The sequence below is a fragment of the Thauera sp. WB-2 genome (genome assembly GCF_027594845.1).
Lineage (GTDB): Bacteria > Pseudomonadota > Gammaproteobacteria > Burkholderiales > Rhodocyclaceae > Thauera > Thauera mechernichensis.
The window spans coordinates 2,603,149-2,616,868 of the sequence record NZ_CP088935.1 but is presented as its reverse complement, the minus strand read 5'-3'; the positions used below and the strand labels follow the sequence as shown (position 1 = coordinate 2,616,868).

Sequence of the window (13,720 nt, the reverse complement as noted above, 5' to 3'; positions counted from 1 at the left end):
GTGGGGCGTTCGCTGTTTTCAGCGACCAAGTTGGCGCCAGGATTGGCGGTCGGTGTCGTTCGTGCCGGGGTTCTCCTTGATTACCTCCACACCACCCGAGGTGGAGATGTACTTGAACTCATTCTGGCCTTCCGCGCCCATCACCGACGGTGTCGCGGCGGCTCCGCCCTCGAGCTTACGCCCGGACACCGGCACCGACACATCCTTGCCATCGACCTTGATCGTCACGAAATCCTTGGTCGAGAAGCTGCCGTCGTTGTTGAGGTCGAAAGGCGAGAACTGCAGCCGGGATCCGCTGACCGCATCGAACTCCATCAGCCAGCTGTCTCCACCTGCGCGGCAGGGGTCGTCGGTCGGAATCAGGGTGGTGAAGATCACCCGGTTGTTGCGAACGACTGCGTTGGTCACCTGACGCTCGCCGCTGTCGCCTGTCATGCCAGGGCTGAGCAGGTCGATGTACCAGCCGCCATGAGTGTTCCAGTCGGGTTTGTAGTTGGTCGTCACCCGCAGCGGGTGGGTTGTGCTGACTCCAGCCTCCACGAAGGTGAAGTTCTGCTCGACGATGATCTCCTGGCGTAGCAGCGAGGAACGGCTCACCAAGGCCTTGGTGGCGTCGGTCTCGGTGGGGACCTTGTCCCAGATGGCGTAGAACGACTGCAGGCCGCCGGTCTTGGGTAGACGATCGGAGGTCTCGAGGTACTTGCCGGTACCAAAGAACACCATGGTCCCATTGCCGTTGGGGTGGCGCACTACCGTGGGGCGAGTGGTGATCGGCTGGCGGTTGGTCGCCGAGCACGCATTTGCGCCGCAGGCGCTGAAGATACGAGTGGAGGTCGTGGTGAGCGCGCCTGACGTGCCCGCGTTGATATTGATTCGCCACAGGTTGCCGAAAAGATCGCCGGCGTAGATGAAATCGACCTTGAAGTCGCCATCCACGTCGACCGGGGCCAAGGTGGCAAGCCCGTTTGGACGGTTTCCACCTGTCGGGTCGGCAGTCAAGCCCGTATTCAGGTCTATTTTGGAAATCAGCGCGCCGGTAGCGAGATTCACGATGTACGCCGCCGCTGTCCCCGTCGTGCTCACCCGGCCGTCCGGAAAGGTGTTGTTGTAGCCGTTACCGAAGACAGCCGCCCACACACCGTTCGGCAGCTTCACTACGGCCGGCTGGCTGTAGGTGAATCCGAGGTCGGCATCGTTGGCGTCGGTGAACTCCCACATCGACAGTTTGGTCGCGTTGCCTGCGCTGACCGTGAAGTCGTTAGGATTGGTCACGTCGAGTGCGTAGATACCCTGACCCCCCTTGTTGAGACCGCCCACGAGCACGGTCCGCCAGCTTCCACCCGCAAACGCATCCACCACGGTTGGCGAGCCGTCAACGAAATAGCGGTGCGCGTCGTTGTAGCTGGGATCGGCGAGCAACTTCAGTCGAGGCAGCAACACCCCCGGGATGTAGGCCATCTGTTCAACGCCATTCGCGGCGCTGAAGCCGTGGAGCATCCCATCATTTGCGCCGACATAGATCATCGACGCGCGATCCTTGTACGTTGTCTTGAAAGCGGAGTAGGGGGCACTCTCGAGCGAGTCCGGATAGCGTGCATTGGGCGGGCCGACATAAACGGGGGCGGAACTCACGATATCGCCCAGTGGCGTACTGCGCTTGCGGAACGCGGCATTCTCTGTGCCGCGTAGGAAGTCGAACTTATCCCGGGAATTATCGAAATATAGCTCCTGTTCTCCACCCAAACCGGCGGAAAAGTTGGCCCAGTCGAATGGGATTCCAGCAGTCCCGCGGGTGAAGATCCGGCGGGAGGCCGGTCCCGGAATGAGCTCCGCCGCATCCCAGATCGCGCCGTCGGTATAGGCTCCGCTACGCACGATCTGGCCGTAAGTTGGGCTGGTCGGGCTGCCATCGACTGCAAAAGCAAGCAGCATGCCGGCCCACTGCTCAGGACGGAAGCGGGCTTGATAGATGCGGGTGCCCTCACTTACAAACCCGGCGTTTGCGGCGGCGCTGCTCGACGATGTCGTCCGGCTGTAGATGTCCTGCAGGGCGCGCTGCAGCGCTTCGTTGAGTTCTTCGGCGTTATTGGCCGTGTAGTATTTGCCCTGTCCGTACTCGGCGGCATCCTGCAGCATCTGGTTGGCCACCGTGAAGCCAACGGTGTAGGTGCTCAGGTTCTGTTCCGGAAAGCGGGGGTCATCGAAGCTGCCGCCTACGAGGTCCGTACCGCCTTTCCGCATGTCGATATCCGAGGCGAACTTGGCGATGTCGTCCAGGTAAAGGGAATAGCCCTCACTCGCCTGACTGCCCGTCTTGAATCCGTCCGAGTGTTTCGGGAAAGGCGGACTTGTACCTGTTGCTGGATCGAGGTTGTCCCAGTTCGGCAAACTGCGAGACGTATCGGCTACGTCGTCCGGGTCATCGGCCGGGAAGTTCATGTCATTGGTCGGGAGACCGTCAGTGATGACGATCGCAAAGTTCTTCTGGCAGCGATACTGGATCGGGCTCGTATAGGTGCCGGTGTTGTAGTAGCTCGACATGCCGCGGAAATAGCGTGTGACCTCGTACAGGGTTTCGGCAAGCGGGGTCCAGGTGCTGGCTACCAGTGCATCGATCTGCGCGTTCAAGGTGGTGGTGGTCGCACCGCAGTTTGCGACGACGGTACCTCCTTCACTGAAGTTGAAACGGGTCAAGCCAAAGCGAACCCCGGGGTTGGCGGTGACCAGATTGCGCGCAACGTCTCGGGCGACCGACATGCGAAAACCAGTGGGTAGTACGCTCGTCAGGTCGCCGCTTGCATGATTGGCGATGAGGTAGCGCAGATAGTTTCCGTTGTACCGCGTGTTGGAGGCGCCGTTGGGTACCGGCAGCTTGAAGCAGCGCACCGCACCCGAGTTGGTCCGAAACTCACGAAAACCGCTGCTGCAGCTTCCGCGTCCAAAGCTCTCGTAGAAATAGGTCGAGGTTGCACTGAGGGTGTAAGCTCGGCCATCGCCGGAGAATATGAAGCTTGCGGTTGGGTAAGTGACGTTTGGATCGTAGCCAGGCGCCCAGATCACTTCCTCCATACTCCCCGAATTGTCGACCACCAGCATGACGTTCGGGGGTACCGAGGTTGATACCACGAGCGGGGTGTCCGCGAGGGCGAGATTGCTCGGGGTGGCGTTGGCGCCAGCGGGCAGTAGGCCGCATGCAGCAACCGTAAGGGCAGATGCACGCATAAGGGAACGGGGCTTGCTCATGATGGCTCTCGTCCTCAGTTGAAGCGCTTGGAATAGGCGCTTTGCAGGATCACTTCGCTTTCGTCGGTCTGGCCAGTGCCACGAGCGGTGACCTGGTACTGGTCGCGTCCGGTCTCATGGCTGGTGCCGAAGCCGGTGACGAGGTGGTCACGAACGTAATCCCGGTGTTCGATCAGGTAGCGAGGGGGTGTAGCGACGCCGGGCAGGGTGCCTGCGTATACGGTTGAGGCATCCCGCCAGCGATTGCGGCTGGTTGCGCTGTTGGCGAGCAGGTCCGCCGTAGCGTCCGGAACGGTGGCATCACCCGCAAGCCGACGGTGCTTGAACACTTCGCAAGCGGTAGGGCTGCAGCCGCCCGGGTAGACCCCAGTAGCCGGGAGAAGCGTACGTGGCCTGAGGAAATTCTCGCCGGCCCGGAGGGCAGCTTCGGCGCTCTGCAATGCGTAATTCTGGTCACGCCAGTTGCCGGCCATACGCTCCTCCATTGTCGTTTCACGCATGCTGTTCAATCCGAACAAGGTGAGGACGAGCAGCAAGATCAGTGAGACAACGAGAACGGCACCCCGTTCACGGCCGCGCAATCTTTCATTCTTGATCATGGCAAGCGATTCCTAAGCGCGATCGTGGTCGAGAAGGTCTGCTCCAGGCGCTCGCGAGTTCCCTTGCCGTCCGCGGTGTCTATCGCGTCCGTGCTTTGGGCTATCAATTCGACTCTTACAGCAAGGACGGCATTCCAATTCGACACGGCGCTTGCCACAACGAAGTCGTCGATCGATCGGTCACCATCATTGTCGATGCCGTAGGTGATCTGCATGCTTCGGATCCCGCGTACGAGCTCTTCCTCAATGATTGCCGTGCCATCCACGTCATTCCCTTCATTGAACCGTATCATCCGCAGCCCAGGCTCGTTTGTGGTCGGGTCGCGCCCGATGTAGTAGGTTGCGCTCTGGAACAGAAGAATTTCCATGTCTGTGCCATATGGATGGCTGAAGCTGGCATTACCACCCTTGTTACCGGGGTTGAATCCCGCAGCTGAACCGCGCGCAAGCGACTTTGCGGAGTCGTTGCTCGTGGTCTGGAAGATGTCGCAGCCATGGGCGTCCGCCACCACGATGATCGAGCCCTGCTTGATCCCGCTGGTGCAGTCGATACTGATTGTGGCGGCAGTTTCCGGGGTGTTGCCAGTCGCCGTGACGGGCAGGCCCGTTGCAGGGCATCGGGGCGGAACCCCAGCATGCTTGATCTGGATGACGTCGGTCTCAGCCACGTACCCCTTCATCGAGGCTGACTCGCTGCCGCTGCTGTCGTCCCAGCCGCGCAGAGCATTGTCGAGGTCAAACCTGTCCGGGATGTAACTCGCCTTTGTCTCGTTCAGCAGGATATTCATCGGGCCTGTGCAGCTGCCCTTGTAGCCAACCTGCCTGAGATCTGCCGTGATGAAATCGAACGCGAATCGCCCTGCCTCCTGTACCTGAGACAGAGCATGCGTACTCCGCTGCGTTTCACGACTGCTGAGGAAGATCTGGCCCACGCCCGCCAGGACGATCAGACTTATGAGCATTGCGACCATCAGTTCGACGAGGCTGAGTCCTCGCTGGATTCTGAGCATCCCCATCACAACAGTTCCGTTGTAAACACAAAGCAATTCAACCCCGTGTGTTCTAAACAGAGGGGGTCTCGGGATGGGGCTTCACTCGGGCGGACATTGCCGCGCGAATCGTCCCAGTAGATAAAAATCGTGGCACGGTTGCCAGCGAAGGTGACATAGCCGCGCGCCTCTGCGCCGAGTTCCGCCTTGATTCGGTCATCCCACTTCGTGCGCTCGGTCTTGGTGCTGCCATTGGCGAGGATCGTTGCGGCACTGCGCGGGTAGGCCCGTGCGCGATCCGCAAGGTCGTAGGCCAGCAGCGTGGCCTGCGACCGGCTGTAGGCGCTGTAGTTACTCTTCACGCTCATGATCTGCATGCCTGCAAGCCCAAGCAGGCCGATGGCCAGTACGACGAGTGAGACAAGCACCTCAAGCAGTGAGAGCCCGTCTTGGCGGTGCTTGGGTGTGCGTGCCCTGCGATCGTGTGTGCTCATGTTCAACACGTCTCCGGCTTTTTCGATGTAACCCGTCCCGTCGCGCTGACTGTGACTTCGCGGCAACTGGCCTTGTCCCCGCTGCCTGCCTTGACGGTGTACGTAACGGCTGTACTGGCGCGCCCGCCGGCGTTGAAAGTGATCGTGGCCACCGTCGCCGTCAGCGACGCATTGCTCGCTCCCCACACTTGGAGGACTCGCTGGGGGCTGCGCACCAGCCAGCCCGCACCCCAAGCAGTGCCTGCGTCGCAGTCAGAGCCGGAAGCATTCCGACGGCAGACTGTTATCGTTTGGCGCTGCTTGATAGCTTCGGACCGTGCGAGCTGCAGTGCAGAGACTAGATCGTTGGTGGCCGTCGTGGCGCGACTGTCGTCCATCATGCCCAGGAAGGACGGTGCGGCAATCGAAAGCATGATCGCGAGCACCGCAAGGGTGACCATCAATTCGACGAGAGTGAATCCGGCTGGCTTTTTCATGTCCGTATCGTAGGTTGGCTCGCTTCAGGTGGGGAGCGGGGGGCGACGAACGGTCGCTGGTGGCGGTCTTTCGGTCATCCGCCGACGCGGTTACAGTGTGGGGCATCTTTCAAGGCCAAGGTGAGCGTGTGTCGAAGCGGCTGTTGGTTTTTTTGTGTGGTCTCGTTGCGCCCTGGTTCGCAGGTCTGGCGCTGGCCGCAGAGGTTGCGCTGGTCGGTGTGATCGGGGAGCGCGCGATTCTGGTGGTTAATGGCGGCCGTCCGCAAACGGTTGCGGTGGGGCGGCAAACGGCCGAGGGGGTCAAGGTGCTGGCTGTACGCGGCGACACGGCGCAGGTGGAGTTCGATGGCGTGCGCGAGCAGCTGCGTCTGGGTGAACGCGTGGTGCATCAGACACCCACAGTGCGTGAGGCCTTGCGTGTGCAGGCGGATGCGCAGGGGCATTTCTGGCTGTCGGTGCGTTTCAATGGCTCCCCGGTGCAGCGCAGCGTGGTGGATACCGGGGCGACGCTGGTTTCGATGGGACGATCGGCTGCGCGCCAGGCAGGCATCGATTACCTGCAGGGCGAGGAGGGCATGAGCCTGACCGCCAATGGCCCAGTCAAGGTGTGGCGAGTGCGGATCGATGCGCTAGACCTAGGCGGGATCGTGGTGCACAACGTCGAGGCCGCGGTACATGAGGGTGAACTGCCGGTGGTGCTCTTGGGCATGAGCTTGCTGAACCGCCTAAACTGGGAGCGCGATGCGGGTGTGCTCGTACTGAGCAAGCGTTATTGACGATCTATGACCTCTGCCATGAAAGTACGCGCTGACCGACTGAACCATGGGCTCTCGCCAAAGGTGTTGCGGGAGTTGCTCGTCCAGTTTCAGCATGGGGCTGCGGAGACAACCGGTGACTGGGCCGATCTGCAGGCACTGTCCAACCCAACGCCCGCCGCCGTGCTCGTACCCTTGGTCGTGCGTGAAGACCAACCCTCCGTGCTGCTGACCAAGCGTACCGAGCACCTTCACCACCATCCCGGGCAGATCAGCTTTCCCGGCGGCAGGGTGGAGGCAGGTGATGCGTCGGCGGTCGATACTGCCTTGCGCGAGACCGAAGAGGAAATCGGCTTGCACCGTCGCCATGTGGAGTTGCTCGGTGCGCTGCCCGACTACCTCACAGGCACCGGGTTCCGGGTGACGCCGGTGGTGGGGCTGGTGCATCCGCCCTTCGAGCTCAAGCTCGACGCCTTCGAGGTGGCGGAGGCCTTCGAGGTGCCGCTGGCGCATTTCCTCGACCCGGCCAACCACGAAGAGCACAGCATCGTGCATGAGGGGCGGGTGCGGCGTTTTCACGCCATGCCGTATCACGGCTACTTCATATGGGGTGCGACGGCGGGCATCATCATGTCGATGTACCGCTTGTTGCACATGCAGGTGGGTGCGCAGGACAGCTGATGCCCGCCCTGATGTGCCTGGCCTTTGTGTTATCTTCGATGGGTCGGCATGGTTGCAGCGCCATCATGTGGCGAGCGCACCCTCTGAACGATCCGACCTCATAACAGCCTGCTGGCCACCTCCGCATGACACTCATTGCGCTCCTTTTGGCCTTGTTGGCCGAGCAGCTTCGTCCCCTGGCTGCGCGCCCGCTGATTGTTCGGCTGCTGGATTCGGCGGCAGAGCGGGCGGTGGCGCGCTTCAATGACGGCAGTGCGGGCAACGGACGGTTCGCCTGGCTGCTGCTTGTGTTTGGCGGGACCTTGGGTACGGCGTTCGCCTACTGGCTGCTGTGGGAGCTGCATCCGCTGCTGGCCTTCGTTTTCAATGTTGCCGTGCTCTATCTGTGCATGGGCTTTGGGAACGACAGTCGCCTGTTCAGCGAGATTCACCTCGCCTTGCGCATGGGAGAGCTGGCGCGCGCGCGCGACCTGCTCGCCGAGTGGCGTGGCGGGCGTTACGACGCGGCGGGCGTGAACGAGGTCGCGCGCATGTCGATCGAAATGGCGCTGGTTGCCGCCCATCGGCGCGTGTTCGGCGTGGTGTTCTGGTTCGTGCTGCTGCCGGGGCCGAGCGGTGCGGTGATGTACCTCGCGGCGCGGGCACTGCATGCGCTTTGGGGCGCGCGTGCTGATGCGGACTTCGGCGATTTTGGCCGTTTTGCGCGCACAGCCTTCGAGGCGCTGGACTGGGTGCCGGTGCGGATCACTGCGACGGTGTTTTCCGTTATGGGTAATTTCGAGGATGCAATTTATTGCTGGCGGTCGCAGGCCGTGCTGTGGCCCGACAGGTCGTCGGCTATACTGATTGCAAGTGGCGGCGGTGCGCTGGGAGTCAGGCTCGGCATGCCGGTCCACGAGTCCGGCGTGATCGTCGATCGCCCCGAAATGGGGCTGGGTGGCGAGGCAGGCGTCGAACACATGCAAAGCACGGTAGGCCTGCTTTGGCGGGCACTGTTCGTGTGTCTGTTCCTGCTCGTCTTGCTCGGTGCAGCCGGGTGGGTCGGCAGGTAGTGGGTTTGAGTTCAAAAACAGGGAGTGTCGGATATGGCAAATCGTGAAGTCGTTGTTCTGAGTGCTGTTCGTTCTGCGGTGGGTGGCTTCGGTGGCTCGCTCAAGGACATGGAGCCGTCCGAGCTGGGCGCCGTCGTGGCCAAGGAGGCCTTTGTGCGCGCTGGCGTCGATCCCAAGGCGGTGCAGTTCGCGGCTGTCGGCAACTGCATTCCTACCGACTCCCGCTATGCGTACGTTGCCCGTGTGGCGACGGTCAACGCCGGCATGTCGACCGACTCGGTGGCTTTCGCGGTCAACCGCCTGTGCGGTTCGGCGCAGCAGGCCATCGTCAACGCGGCCCAGGCCATCATGCTGGGTGACGCCGACTACGCCATCGGTGGCGGTGTCGAGGTGATGTCGCGCGGTGCCTACCTGCTGCCGGCGCTGCGCAGCGGCGCGCGCATGGGCGACACCAAGGCGATCGATGCCATGGTCGCCGTGCTGACCGACCCCTTTGGCGTTGGCCACATGGGTATCACCGCCGAGAACCTGTGCACCAAGTGGGGCATCTCGCGCGAGGAGCAGGACGCGTTTGCGCTCGAGTCGCAGGTGCGCGCTGCCGCGGCGATCGCCGATGGCCGCTTCAAGAGCCAGATCGTGCCGATCACCTTCGAGACCCGCAAGGGCACCGTGGTGTTCGATACCGACGAGCATCCGCGCATGACCACCATGGAAGCGCTGGGCAAGATGAAGCCGGCCTTCAAGAAGGACGGTTCGGTTACTGCAGGTAACGCTTCGGGCATCAACGACGCCGCTGCCTTCCTGGTGATGGCCGATGCTGCCAAGGCTGCCGCCGCGGGCCAGAAGCCGATCGCCCGCCTGGTGTCCTACGCCATCTCGGGCGTGCCCAACGAGATCATGGGCGAAGGCCCGATCCCGGCCACCAAGCTCGCGCTGCAGCGCGCCGGCCTGACGCTGGACCAGATCGACGTGATCGAATCCAACGAGGCCTTCGCGGCACAGTCGATCGCAGTCAATCGTGGCCTCGAGCTCGACACCGCCAAGGTCAACCCCAATGGCGGCGCCATCTCGCTCGGCCATCCGGTGGGTGCGACCGGCTCGGTGATCATCACCAAGCTGCTGCATGAGCTGATCCGCGTGAACGGCCGTTACGGCGTTGCCACCATGTGTATCGGCGGCGGCCAGGGCATCACCACGGTGTGGGAACGCGTGTAAGCGCAGACCTTGCCTGATCAAGACCCGCGCGGCCCCTGTGGCTGGCGCGGGTTTTTTTCGTCCATGCGCTGCAAATCAAGACAAAAATCCAGACATTAAGCGCTCATTTTTTCGTTTGGCGCTATGCTTTATAAGCACTTCGTCCGAATGCTATCTCGACATTATGCGTACCAAGAACCCTGACATCAGGCAGCGCCTGCTGGCCGCCTTGCGACGTGGGCCCGTGCGGGCCACGGACTTGGCGCGGCAGGCCGAGGTGTCGCCACGGACGGTGTTGCGTCTGCTGGGAGAACTTGGCGCGGACGTGTGCCGTGGCGGTGCGGCAGGGCGAACCCGATATGCTGCCTGCCGCGCCTTGCGTGGATCCTCAGCACCGCTTCCGCTTTTTCACGTCGATGCAGATGGGCGGCTGCAGGAAGGCGGGGTCCTGCGCCTGCTACAGCCAGAGGGGGCGTGGTGTGCGCTGGACAGGCTCGGGTTTCCGGTCGATGACGAGGCGCGAGACGGGTGGTGGGCTGGGTTGCCCTATCCGCTGTACGACATGCAGCCGCAGGGCTACCTTGGGAGGCAGTTCGCGCGCCAGCTTCACCTGGACCTCGAGGTGCCCGACGACCCGCGCGACTGGGGCGATGACGAGATCGCCTGGATCCTGAGTCGCCGCGGCGCTGACCTGCCCGGTCACCTGATCCTTGGTGAGCAGGCGGCGCGGCTCTGGCAGGCTGAGGTGCTGGCGCCGACGCCGGTGCTCACCGAATCGAGGCTGCTTGGCGCGTATCACGAATCGGCCGAGCGCAGCGTGTCGCTGGGCGTGGCAGGTAGCAGCGCGGCGGGCGAGTTCCCGAAGTTCCTGTCGCTGCGAGAACTGCCGGGGCAGCAAACGCCGCATGTGCTGGTGAAGTTCTCTGGTGCGGGGGAGAGCGGGCAGCGCTGGGCCGACTTGCTGGTCTGCGAGCACCTCGCGCTCAGCGTGGCGCAGGGGCTGGGCGGCGTCGAGATTGCTCGAAGCCGTATCCTTTCCAGCAAGGGCCGTACTTTCCTCGAGTCGGAGCGTTTCGATCGGCTGGGTCGATTCGGGCGACTGCCGGTCGTCAGCCTGCAGGCGGTCAGTGCGCATCTGCTGGGTTTGGGCGCACGCGACTGGCGGGACCATGCCAACGCGCTGGTTGCTGCGGGTTTGCTGTCGCCCGAGGATGCGGTGAGCATCGGCCGGCTGTGGTGGTTCGGGCGCCTGATCGCCAACGGCGACATGCATCTGGGCAATTGTGCGTTTCGCGTTGTGGGTGGTCAGCTCACGCCGGCGCCGGCCTACGACATGGTGCCGATGGACTATGCCCCGCTGCCCGGCGGCGAGTTGCCTGCGAAGGTGTGGCAACCGCCCTTGCCGCTCCCCGGCGAGCGCGCCATCTGGCTGGAGGCCTGCAGGCAGGCGCTTGTGTTCTGGAACGCGGCTGCGAGCGATTGCCGGATCTCGGAACCCTTGCGCAAGGTGTTCCGTGATAACGCCAACCGGCTTGACGATACAGCGGGCCACGTGTGAGTTCGTGCAGCCCTCGTCGGTCACTCCCCGCTCTTCTCCAGCTTGATCGACGCCGAGTTGATGCAGTAGCGCAGGCCGGTGGGCTGGGGGCCGTCTTCGAAGACGTGGCCGAGGTGGGCGCCGCATTGGTGGCAGAGGACCTCGGTGCGAACCATGTAGTGGCTGCGGTCGACCGCGGTGTCGACGTTGTCGGGCTCGGCTACTGTCAAGAAGCTGGGCCAGCCGCAGCCCGCGTCGAACTTGTGCTCGGAACGGAAGAGCGGGGCGCCGCAGCATACGCAGTTGTACGCGCCCTTGTCCCACACGTTCCAGTACTCGCCGGTGAAGGCGCGTTCGGTGCCCTTTTCACGGGTGACGTGATACTGCATGTCGGTCAGCCGGGCACGCCATTCGGCCTCGGTCCGGGTGGGGTCGTCGCTCATTCCGTTCTCCGCAATGTGAGGGGCTCAGTGCAGATGACGCGGTGCCTGCCCTGATTGTTCCTCGGGCATCTCCGCATGAACCGTCTCGCCGTCAGCGGACGGATAGTACGGCGCGCCGCAGTCATCGCAGTACTCCAGCGGGAACTGGTGGTCGAGCAGGACGATATCGCTGACGCCCGATTCGCGCAGCACGGCCTCGATCTGTGCCGGACAGTCGGTGGTTTCGTCCTCGGCGCCCAGCAGCGGCCAGACCACGCCGTGGACGACGCCTTCGCGCTCGCGCAGCGCGAAGCCGATGCGGTATTCCTCCAGATTGCGTTCCCAGAACGGGGCGACGACTGCGCGCAGGTTTGCGGCGGGGATCTCCAGCGTAGTGGCGAGGAAGGCGACGGATGCGCGCACCGAGTACGGGCGGCTGTCCTTGTCGGCCGCTCTGCTGGCTGCGAAGTAGGTTTCGGGGAGCACAGGGTCCATTGCGCAGCCCGGCAAGAGCGGGCCGAGACAGGCGCCGCCCTGGGTGCGCCACTGATCGCGCGCGGTGTCGCGGCTGCCGTCAGCCTCCTGCCAGCGGAACACCGGGCCGCCACGTGGCACCGCGACGGCTGCGAGCAGGTAGCGCGTATCCGACAGGAACTGGGCAGTCTCCGGCATGCCTTCGGTGTCGATATGGAGGTCGCTGTTGTCGATGGCGGCACCGCCGATCACCTTGGCGAACTCTGCCGTGTTGCAGTAGCCCTGAGGCAGTTGGTCGGGGCTGAAGAGGAAATCGGCTACCGAGAGGCGGGCGTCCTTCGACAGGACGTGGGCCTGCAGGTGCACGCGCAGGTTGGCGACCATGGCGGCCGGCAGGCTCGTGGCGGGGATGCGGAAGCGCGACCAGGCGAGGATGGGGGCTGCGAGCAAGACGACGTCGTGACTGTCGAAGGCGCCGCCTGCGCACTCGGCACGCGACTCGAGATGATCGGCGAGCTCATCGTAAGCGCGCGAGTCGGCACTGTAGAGGTGGTCGAGCGCGGTGTTCAGACTGTCTTCGTCGTTGCTGGCGAGCAGTTCGTCGATGAGGTGCGCGAGTTGTGCTTCCCAGTAGCGGTCCTCGATGCGGCTGCCGGATTCGGCCAGCCCGCTGGCGAGCCAGACGAGTTGTTCTGCGGTGCGACCGAGGCCGCCACGGCGCTTGAGGCGCGTTCTTTTCATTGTTGGGGTTCCGTTGCTGTTCTGGCTATGGCTGCAGCGCATGCACGCCGCGCCGGAAAGCCCGCATTCTAGCCCATTGCGCCGCCCAGGCAGGCTATGGGTGAATGCTGTTGTCGTTGGTTCAGAAGCCGGGCCGGTCGACGCGCACGGTCTGCAGGATGGTGGCGGAGATCTCCTCGATGGATTTCGTCGTGGATTCGAGCCAGCGGATGTTCTCCCGGCGCATGAGCTTCTGTGCGGCGTCGATCTCGTAGCGGCAGTTCTCCAGTGAGGCGTAGCGGCTGTTGGGGCGTCGCTCCTGGCGGATCTGCGACAGTCGCTCGGGGGCGATGGTGAGGCCGAACAGCTTGGTTCGATACTTGTGCAGTTCGCCGGGGAGCTTGTTGCGTTCGAAGTCCTCGGGAATGAGGGGGTAGTTGGCCGCCTTGACGCCGAACTGCATGGCCAGGTAAAGGCTGGTGGGCGTCTTGCCTGAGCGTGATACCCCGACCAGGATCACGTCGGCCTCGGCGAGTTCGCCGTCGCTCGAAATGCCGTCGTCGTGGGCCATGGCGAAGTTGATGGCTTCGATGCGGTGCTTGTAGTTGGTGCTGTCGGCAATGCCATGGAAACGCCCTACCGCGTGGGTGGAGCGCTGCCCGAGTTCGGTCTCGAGCGGGCCGATGAAGCGTTCGAACAGGTCAAGGAAGAGGGCGTCGGCTTTGTGCAGTGCATCAACCGTCGCCTGATTGACGAGCGTGCTGAACACGATCGGGCGCACCCCATCCTCGAGTGCAGCGTCTCGGATCTGCGCCGCACATTCGATCGCCTTGTCGATGTCGTCGACGAAGGGCGCGCGCACCTGGCGGAATTTTGCCTCGGGAAACTGGGCCAGGAGGCTATGGCCAAGCGTTTCTGCGGTGATGCCGGTGCCGTCGGAGACGAAGAAGACGGTGCGGCGCGGGGTGTCGGTCATGATCGGAGCCTTGGGTGCCAGGACGGTGGGGGCGAGCAGGGGGGCCTGGCATTGGGGCAAACCCTGTCGTGCGGCACAGCACAAAAAATCGTAAACTGCTGACTTCGA

13 protein-coding genes are annotated in these 13,720 nt (G+C 63.3%); 5 read left to right on the top strand and 8 right to left on the bottom strand.

Going from position 1 to position 13,720, the window contains the following annotated elements:
- Positions 1-18 precede the first annotated feature (18 nt).
- The 5 genes from LQF09_RS11975 to LQF09_RS11955 are packed head-to-tail and all read right to left on the bottom strand — an operon-like array spanning position 19 to position 5,801.
- The gene (locus LQF09_RS11975; RefSeq protein ID WP_270068048.1) at positions 19-3,243 is read right to left on the bottom strand and encodes a pilus assembly protein; all 3,225 of its coding nucleotides are present in this window, start codon (positions 3,241-3,243) and stop codon (positions 19-21) included.
- 14 nt (positions 3,244-3,257) lie between these two features.
- Complete coding sequence (locus tag LQF09_RS11970; protein ID WP_270068047.1) at positions 3,258-3,842, bottom strand: pilus assembly PilX family protein; 585 nt, start codon at positions 3,840-3,842, stop codon at positions 3,258-3,260.
- The gene (locus LQF09_RS11965; protein ID WP_270068046.1) at positions 3,839-4,858 is read right to left on the bottom strand and encodes a PilW family protein; all 1,020 of its coding nucleotides are present in this window, start codon (positions 4,856-4,858) and stop codon (positions 3,839-3,841) included. Before LQF09_RS11965 ends, LQF09_RS11970 begins: the two co-directional genes overlap by 4 nt.
- Complete coding sequence (gene pilV / locus LQF09_RS11960) at positions 4,858-5,325, bottom strand: type IV pilus modification protein PilV (protein ID WP_270068045.1); 468 nt, start codon at positions 5,323-5,325, stop codon at positions 4,858-4,860. Before pilV ends, LQF09_RS11965 begins: the two co-directional genes overlap by 1 nt.
- 2 nt (positions 5,326-5,327) lie before the next feature.
- Positions 5,328-5,801 carry a GspH/FimT family pseudopilin gene (locus LQF09_RS11955; protein ID WP_270068044.1) on the bottom strand — a complete coding sequence of 158 codons (474 nt, stop codon included), beginning with the start codon at positions 5,799-5,801 and terminating at the stop codon, positions 5,328-5,330.
- 128 nt (positions 5,802-5,929) lie between these two features.
- Between LQF09_RS11955 and LQF09_RS11950 the strand changes: the two genes are divergently transcribed.
- The 5 genes from LQF09_RS11950 (at position 5,930) to yjjJ (ending at position 11,041) form a co-directional block, all read left to right on the top strand.
- Positions 5,930-6,577: a retropepsin-like aspartic protease family protein gene (locus tag LQF09_RS11950; RefSeq protein WP_270068043.1), complete on the top strand. Its 648-nt coding sequence runs from the start codon at positions 5,930-5,932 to the stop codon at positions 6,575-6,577.
- Positions 6,578-6,595: 18 nt separating this feature from the next.
- Complete coding sequence (locus LQF09_RS11945; RefSeq protein WP_270068042.1) at positions 6,596-7,237, top strand: CoA pyrophosphatase; 642 nt, start codon at positions 6,596-6,598, stop codon at positions 7,235-7,237.
- A 125-nt stretch (positions 7,238-7,362) separates the two neighbouring features.
- Positions 7,363-8,289, top strand: a complete 927-nt coding sequence (locus LQF09_RS11940) for a CobD/CbiB family protein (RefSeq protein WP_002935523.1) — start codon at positions 7,363-7,365, stop codon at positions 8,287-8,289.
- 33 nt (positions 8,290-8,322) lie between these two features.
- A complete protein-coding gene (locus LQF09_RS11935) occupies positions 8,323-9,504 on the top strand; it encodes an acetyl-CoA C-acyltransferase family protein (protein WP_002927331.1) in 1,182 nt (393 codons plus the stop codon).
- A gap of 163 nt (positions 9,505-9,667) precedes the next feature.
- On the top strand, positions 9,668-11,041 hold the full coding sequence (gene yjjJ / locus LQF09_RS11930) for a type II toxin-antitoxin system HipA family toxin YjjJ (RefSeq protein WP_270068041.1): 1,374 nt from the start codon (positions 9,668-9,670) through the stop codon (positions 11,039-11,041).
- 20 nt (positions 11,042-11,061) lie between these two features.
- On the opposite strand, the gene msrB is transcribed toward yjjJ, so the two are convergent.
- From msrB to ppsR, 3 genes are all read right to left on the bottom strand, one after another.
- Complete coding sequence (gene msrB / locus LQF09_RS11925; protein WP_270068040.1) at positions 11,062-11,463, bottom strand: peptide-methionine (R)-S-oxide reductase MsrB; 402 nt, start codon at positions 11,461-11,463, stop codon at positions 11,062-11,064.
- 24 nt (positions 11,464-11,487) lie between these two features.
- Positions 11,488-12,657 (bottom strand): DUF2863 family protein, encoded by a 1,170-nt coding sequence (locus LQF09_RS11920; RefSeq protein WP_002935532.1) that lies wholly within the window; start codon positions 12,655-12,657, stop codon positions 11,488-11,490.
- A 121-nt stretch (positions 12,658-12,778) separates the two neighbouring features.
- The gene (gene ppsR / locus LQF09_RS11915) at positions 12,779-13,612 is read right to left on the bottom strand and encodes a posphoenolpyruvate synthetase regulatory kinase/phosphorylase PpsR (RefSeq protein ID WP_002927313.1); all 834 of its coding nucleotides are present in this window, start codon (positions 13,610-13,612) and stop codon (positions 12,779-12,781) included.
- Positions 13,613-13,720: the final 108 nt, after the last annotated feature.

Bases quoted from the DNA above. Each gene is read 5' to 3' on its own strand.
- LQF09_RS11970 (WP_270068047.1), bottom strand. From the start codon at position 3,842: ATGATCAAGAATGAAAGATTGCGCGGCCGTGAACGGGGTGCCGTTCTC.
- LQF09_RS11945 (WP_270068042.1), top strand. From the start codon at position 6,596: ATGAAAGTACGCGCTGACCGACTGAACCATGGGCTCTCGCCAAAGGTG.
- LQF09_RS11975 (WP_270068048.1), bottom strand. From the start codon at position 3,243: ATGAGCAAGCCCCGTTCCCTTATGCGTGCATCTGCCCTTACGGTTGCT.
- yjjJ (WP_270068041.1), top strand. From the start codon at position 9,668: ATGCGTACCAAGAACCCTGACATCAGGCAGCGCCTGCTGGCCGCCTTG.
- LQF09_RS11940 (WP_002935523.1), top strand. From the start codon at position 7,363: ATGACACTCATTGCGCTCCTTTTGGCCTTGTTGGCCGAGCAGCTTCGT.
- msrB (WP_270068040.1), bottom strand. From the start codon at position 11,463: ATGAGCGACGACCCCACCCGGACCGAGGCCGAATGGCGTGCCCGGCTG.
- ppsR (WP_002927313.1), bottom strand. From the start codon at position 13,612: ATGACCGACACCCCGCGCCGCACCGTCTTCTTCGTCTCCGACGGCACC.
- LQF09_RS11955 (WP_270068044.1), bottom strand. From the start codon at position 5,801: ATGAAAAAGCCAGCCGGATTCACTCTCGTCGAATTGATGGTCACCCTT.
- LQF09_RS11935 (WP_002927331.1), top strand. From the start codon at position 8,323: ATGGCAAATCGTGAAGTCGTTGTTCTGAGTGCTGTTCGTTCTGCGGTG.
- LQF09_RS11965 (WP_270068046.1), bottom strand. From the start codon at position 4,858: ATGGGGATGCTCAGAATCCAGCGAGGACTCAGCCTCGTCGAACTGATG.
- LQF09_RS11920 (WP_002935532.1), bottom strand. From the start codon at position 12,657: ATGAAAAGAACGCGCCTCAAGCGCCGTGGCGGCCTCGGTCGCACCGCA.
- pilV (WP_270068045.1), bottom strand. From the start codon at position 5,325: ATGAGCACACACGATCGCAGGGCACGCACACCCAAGCACCGCCAAGAC.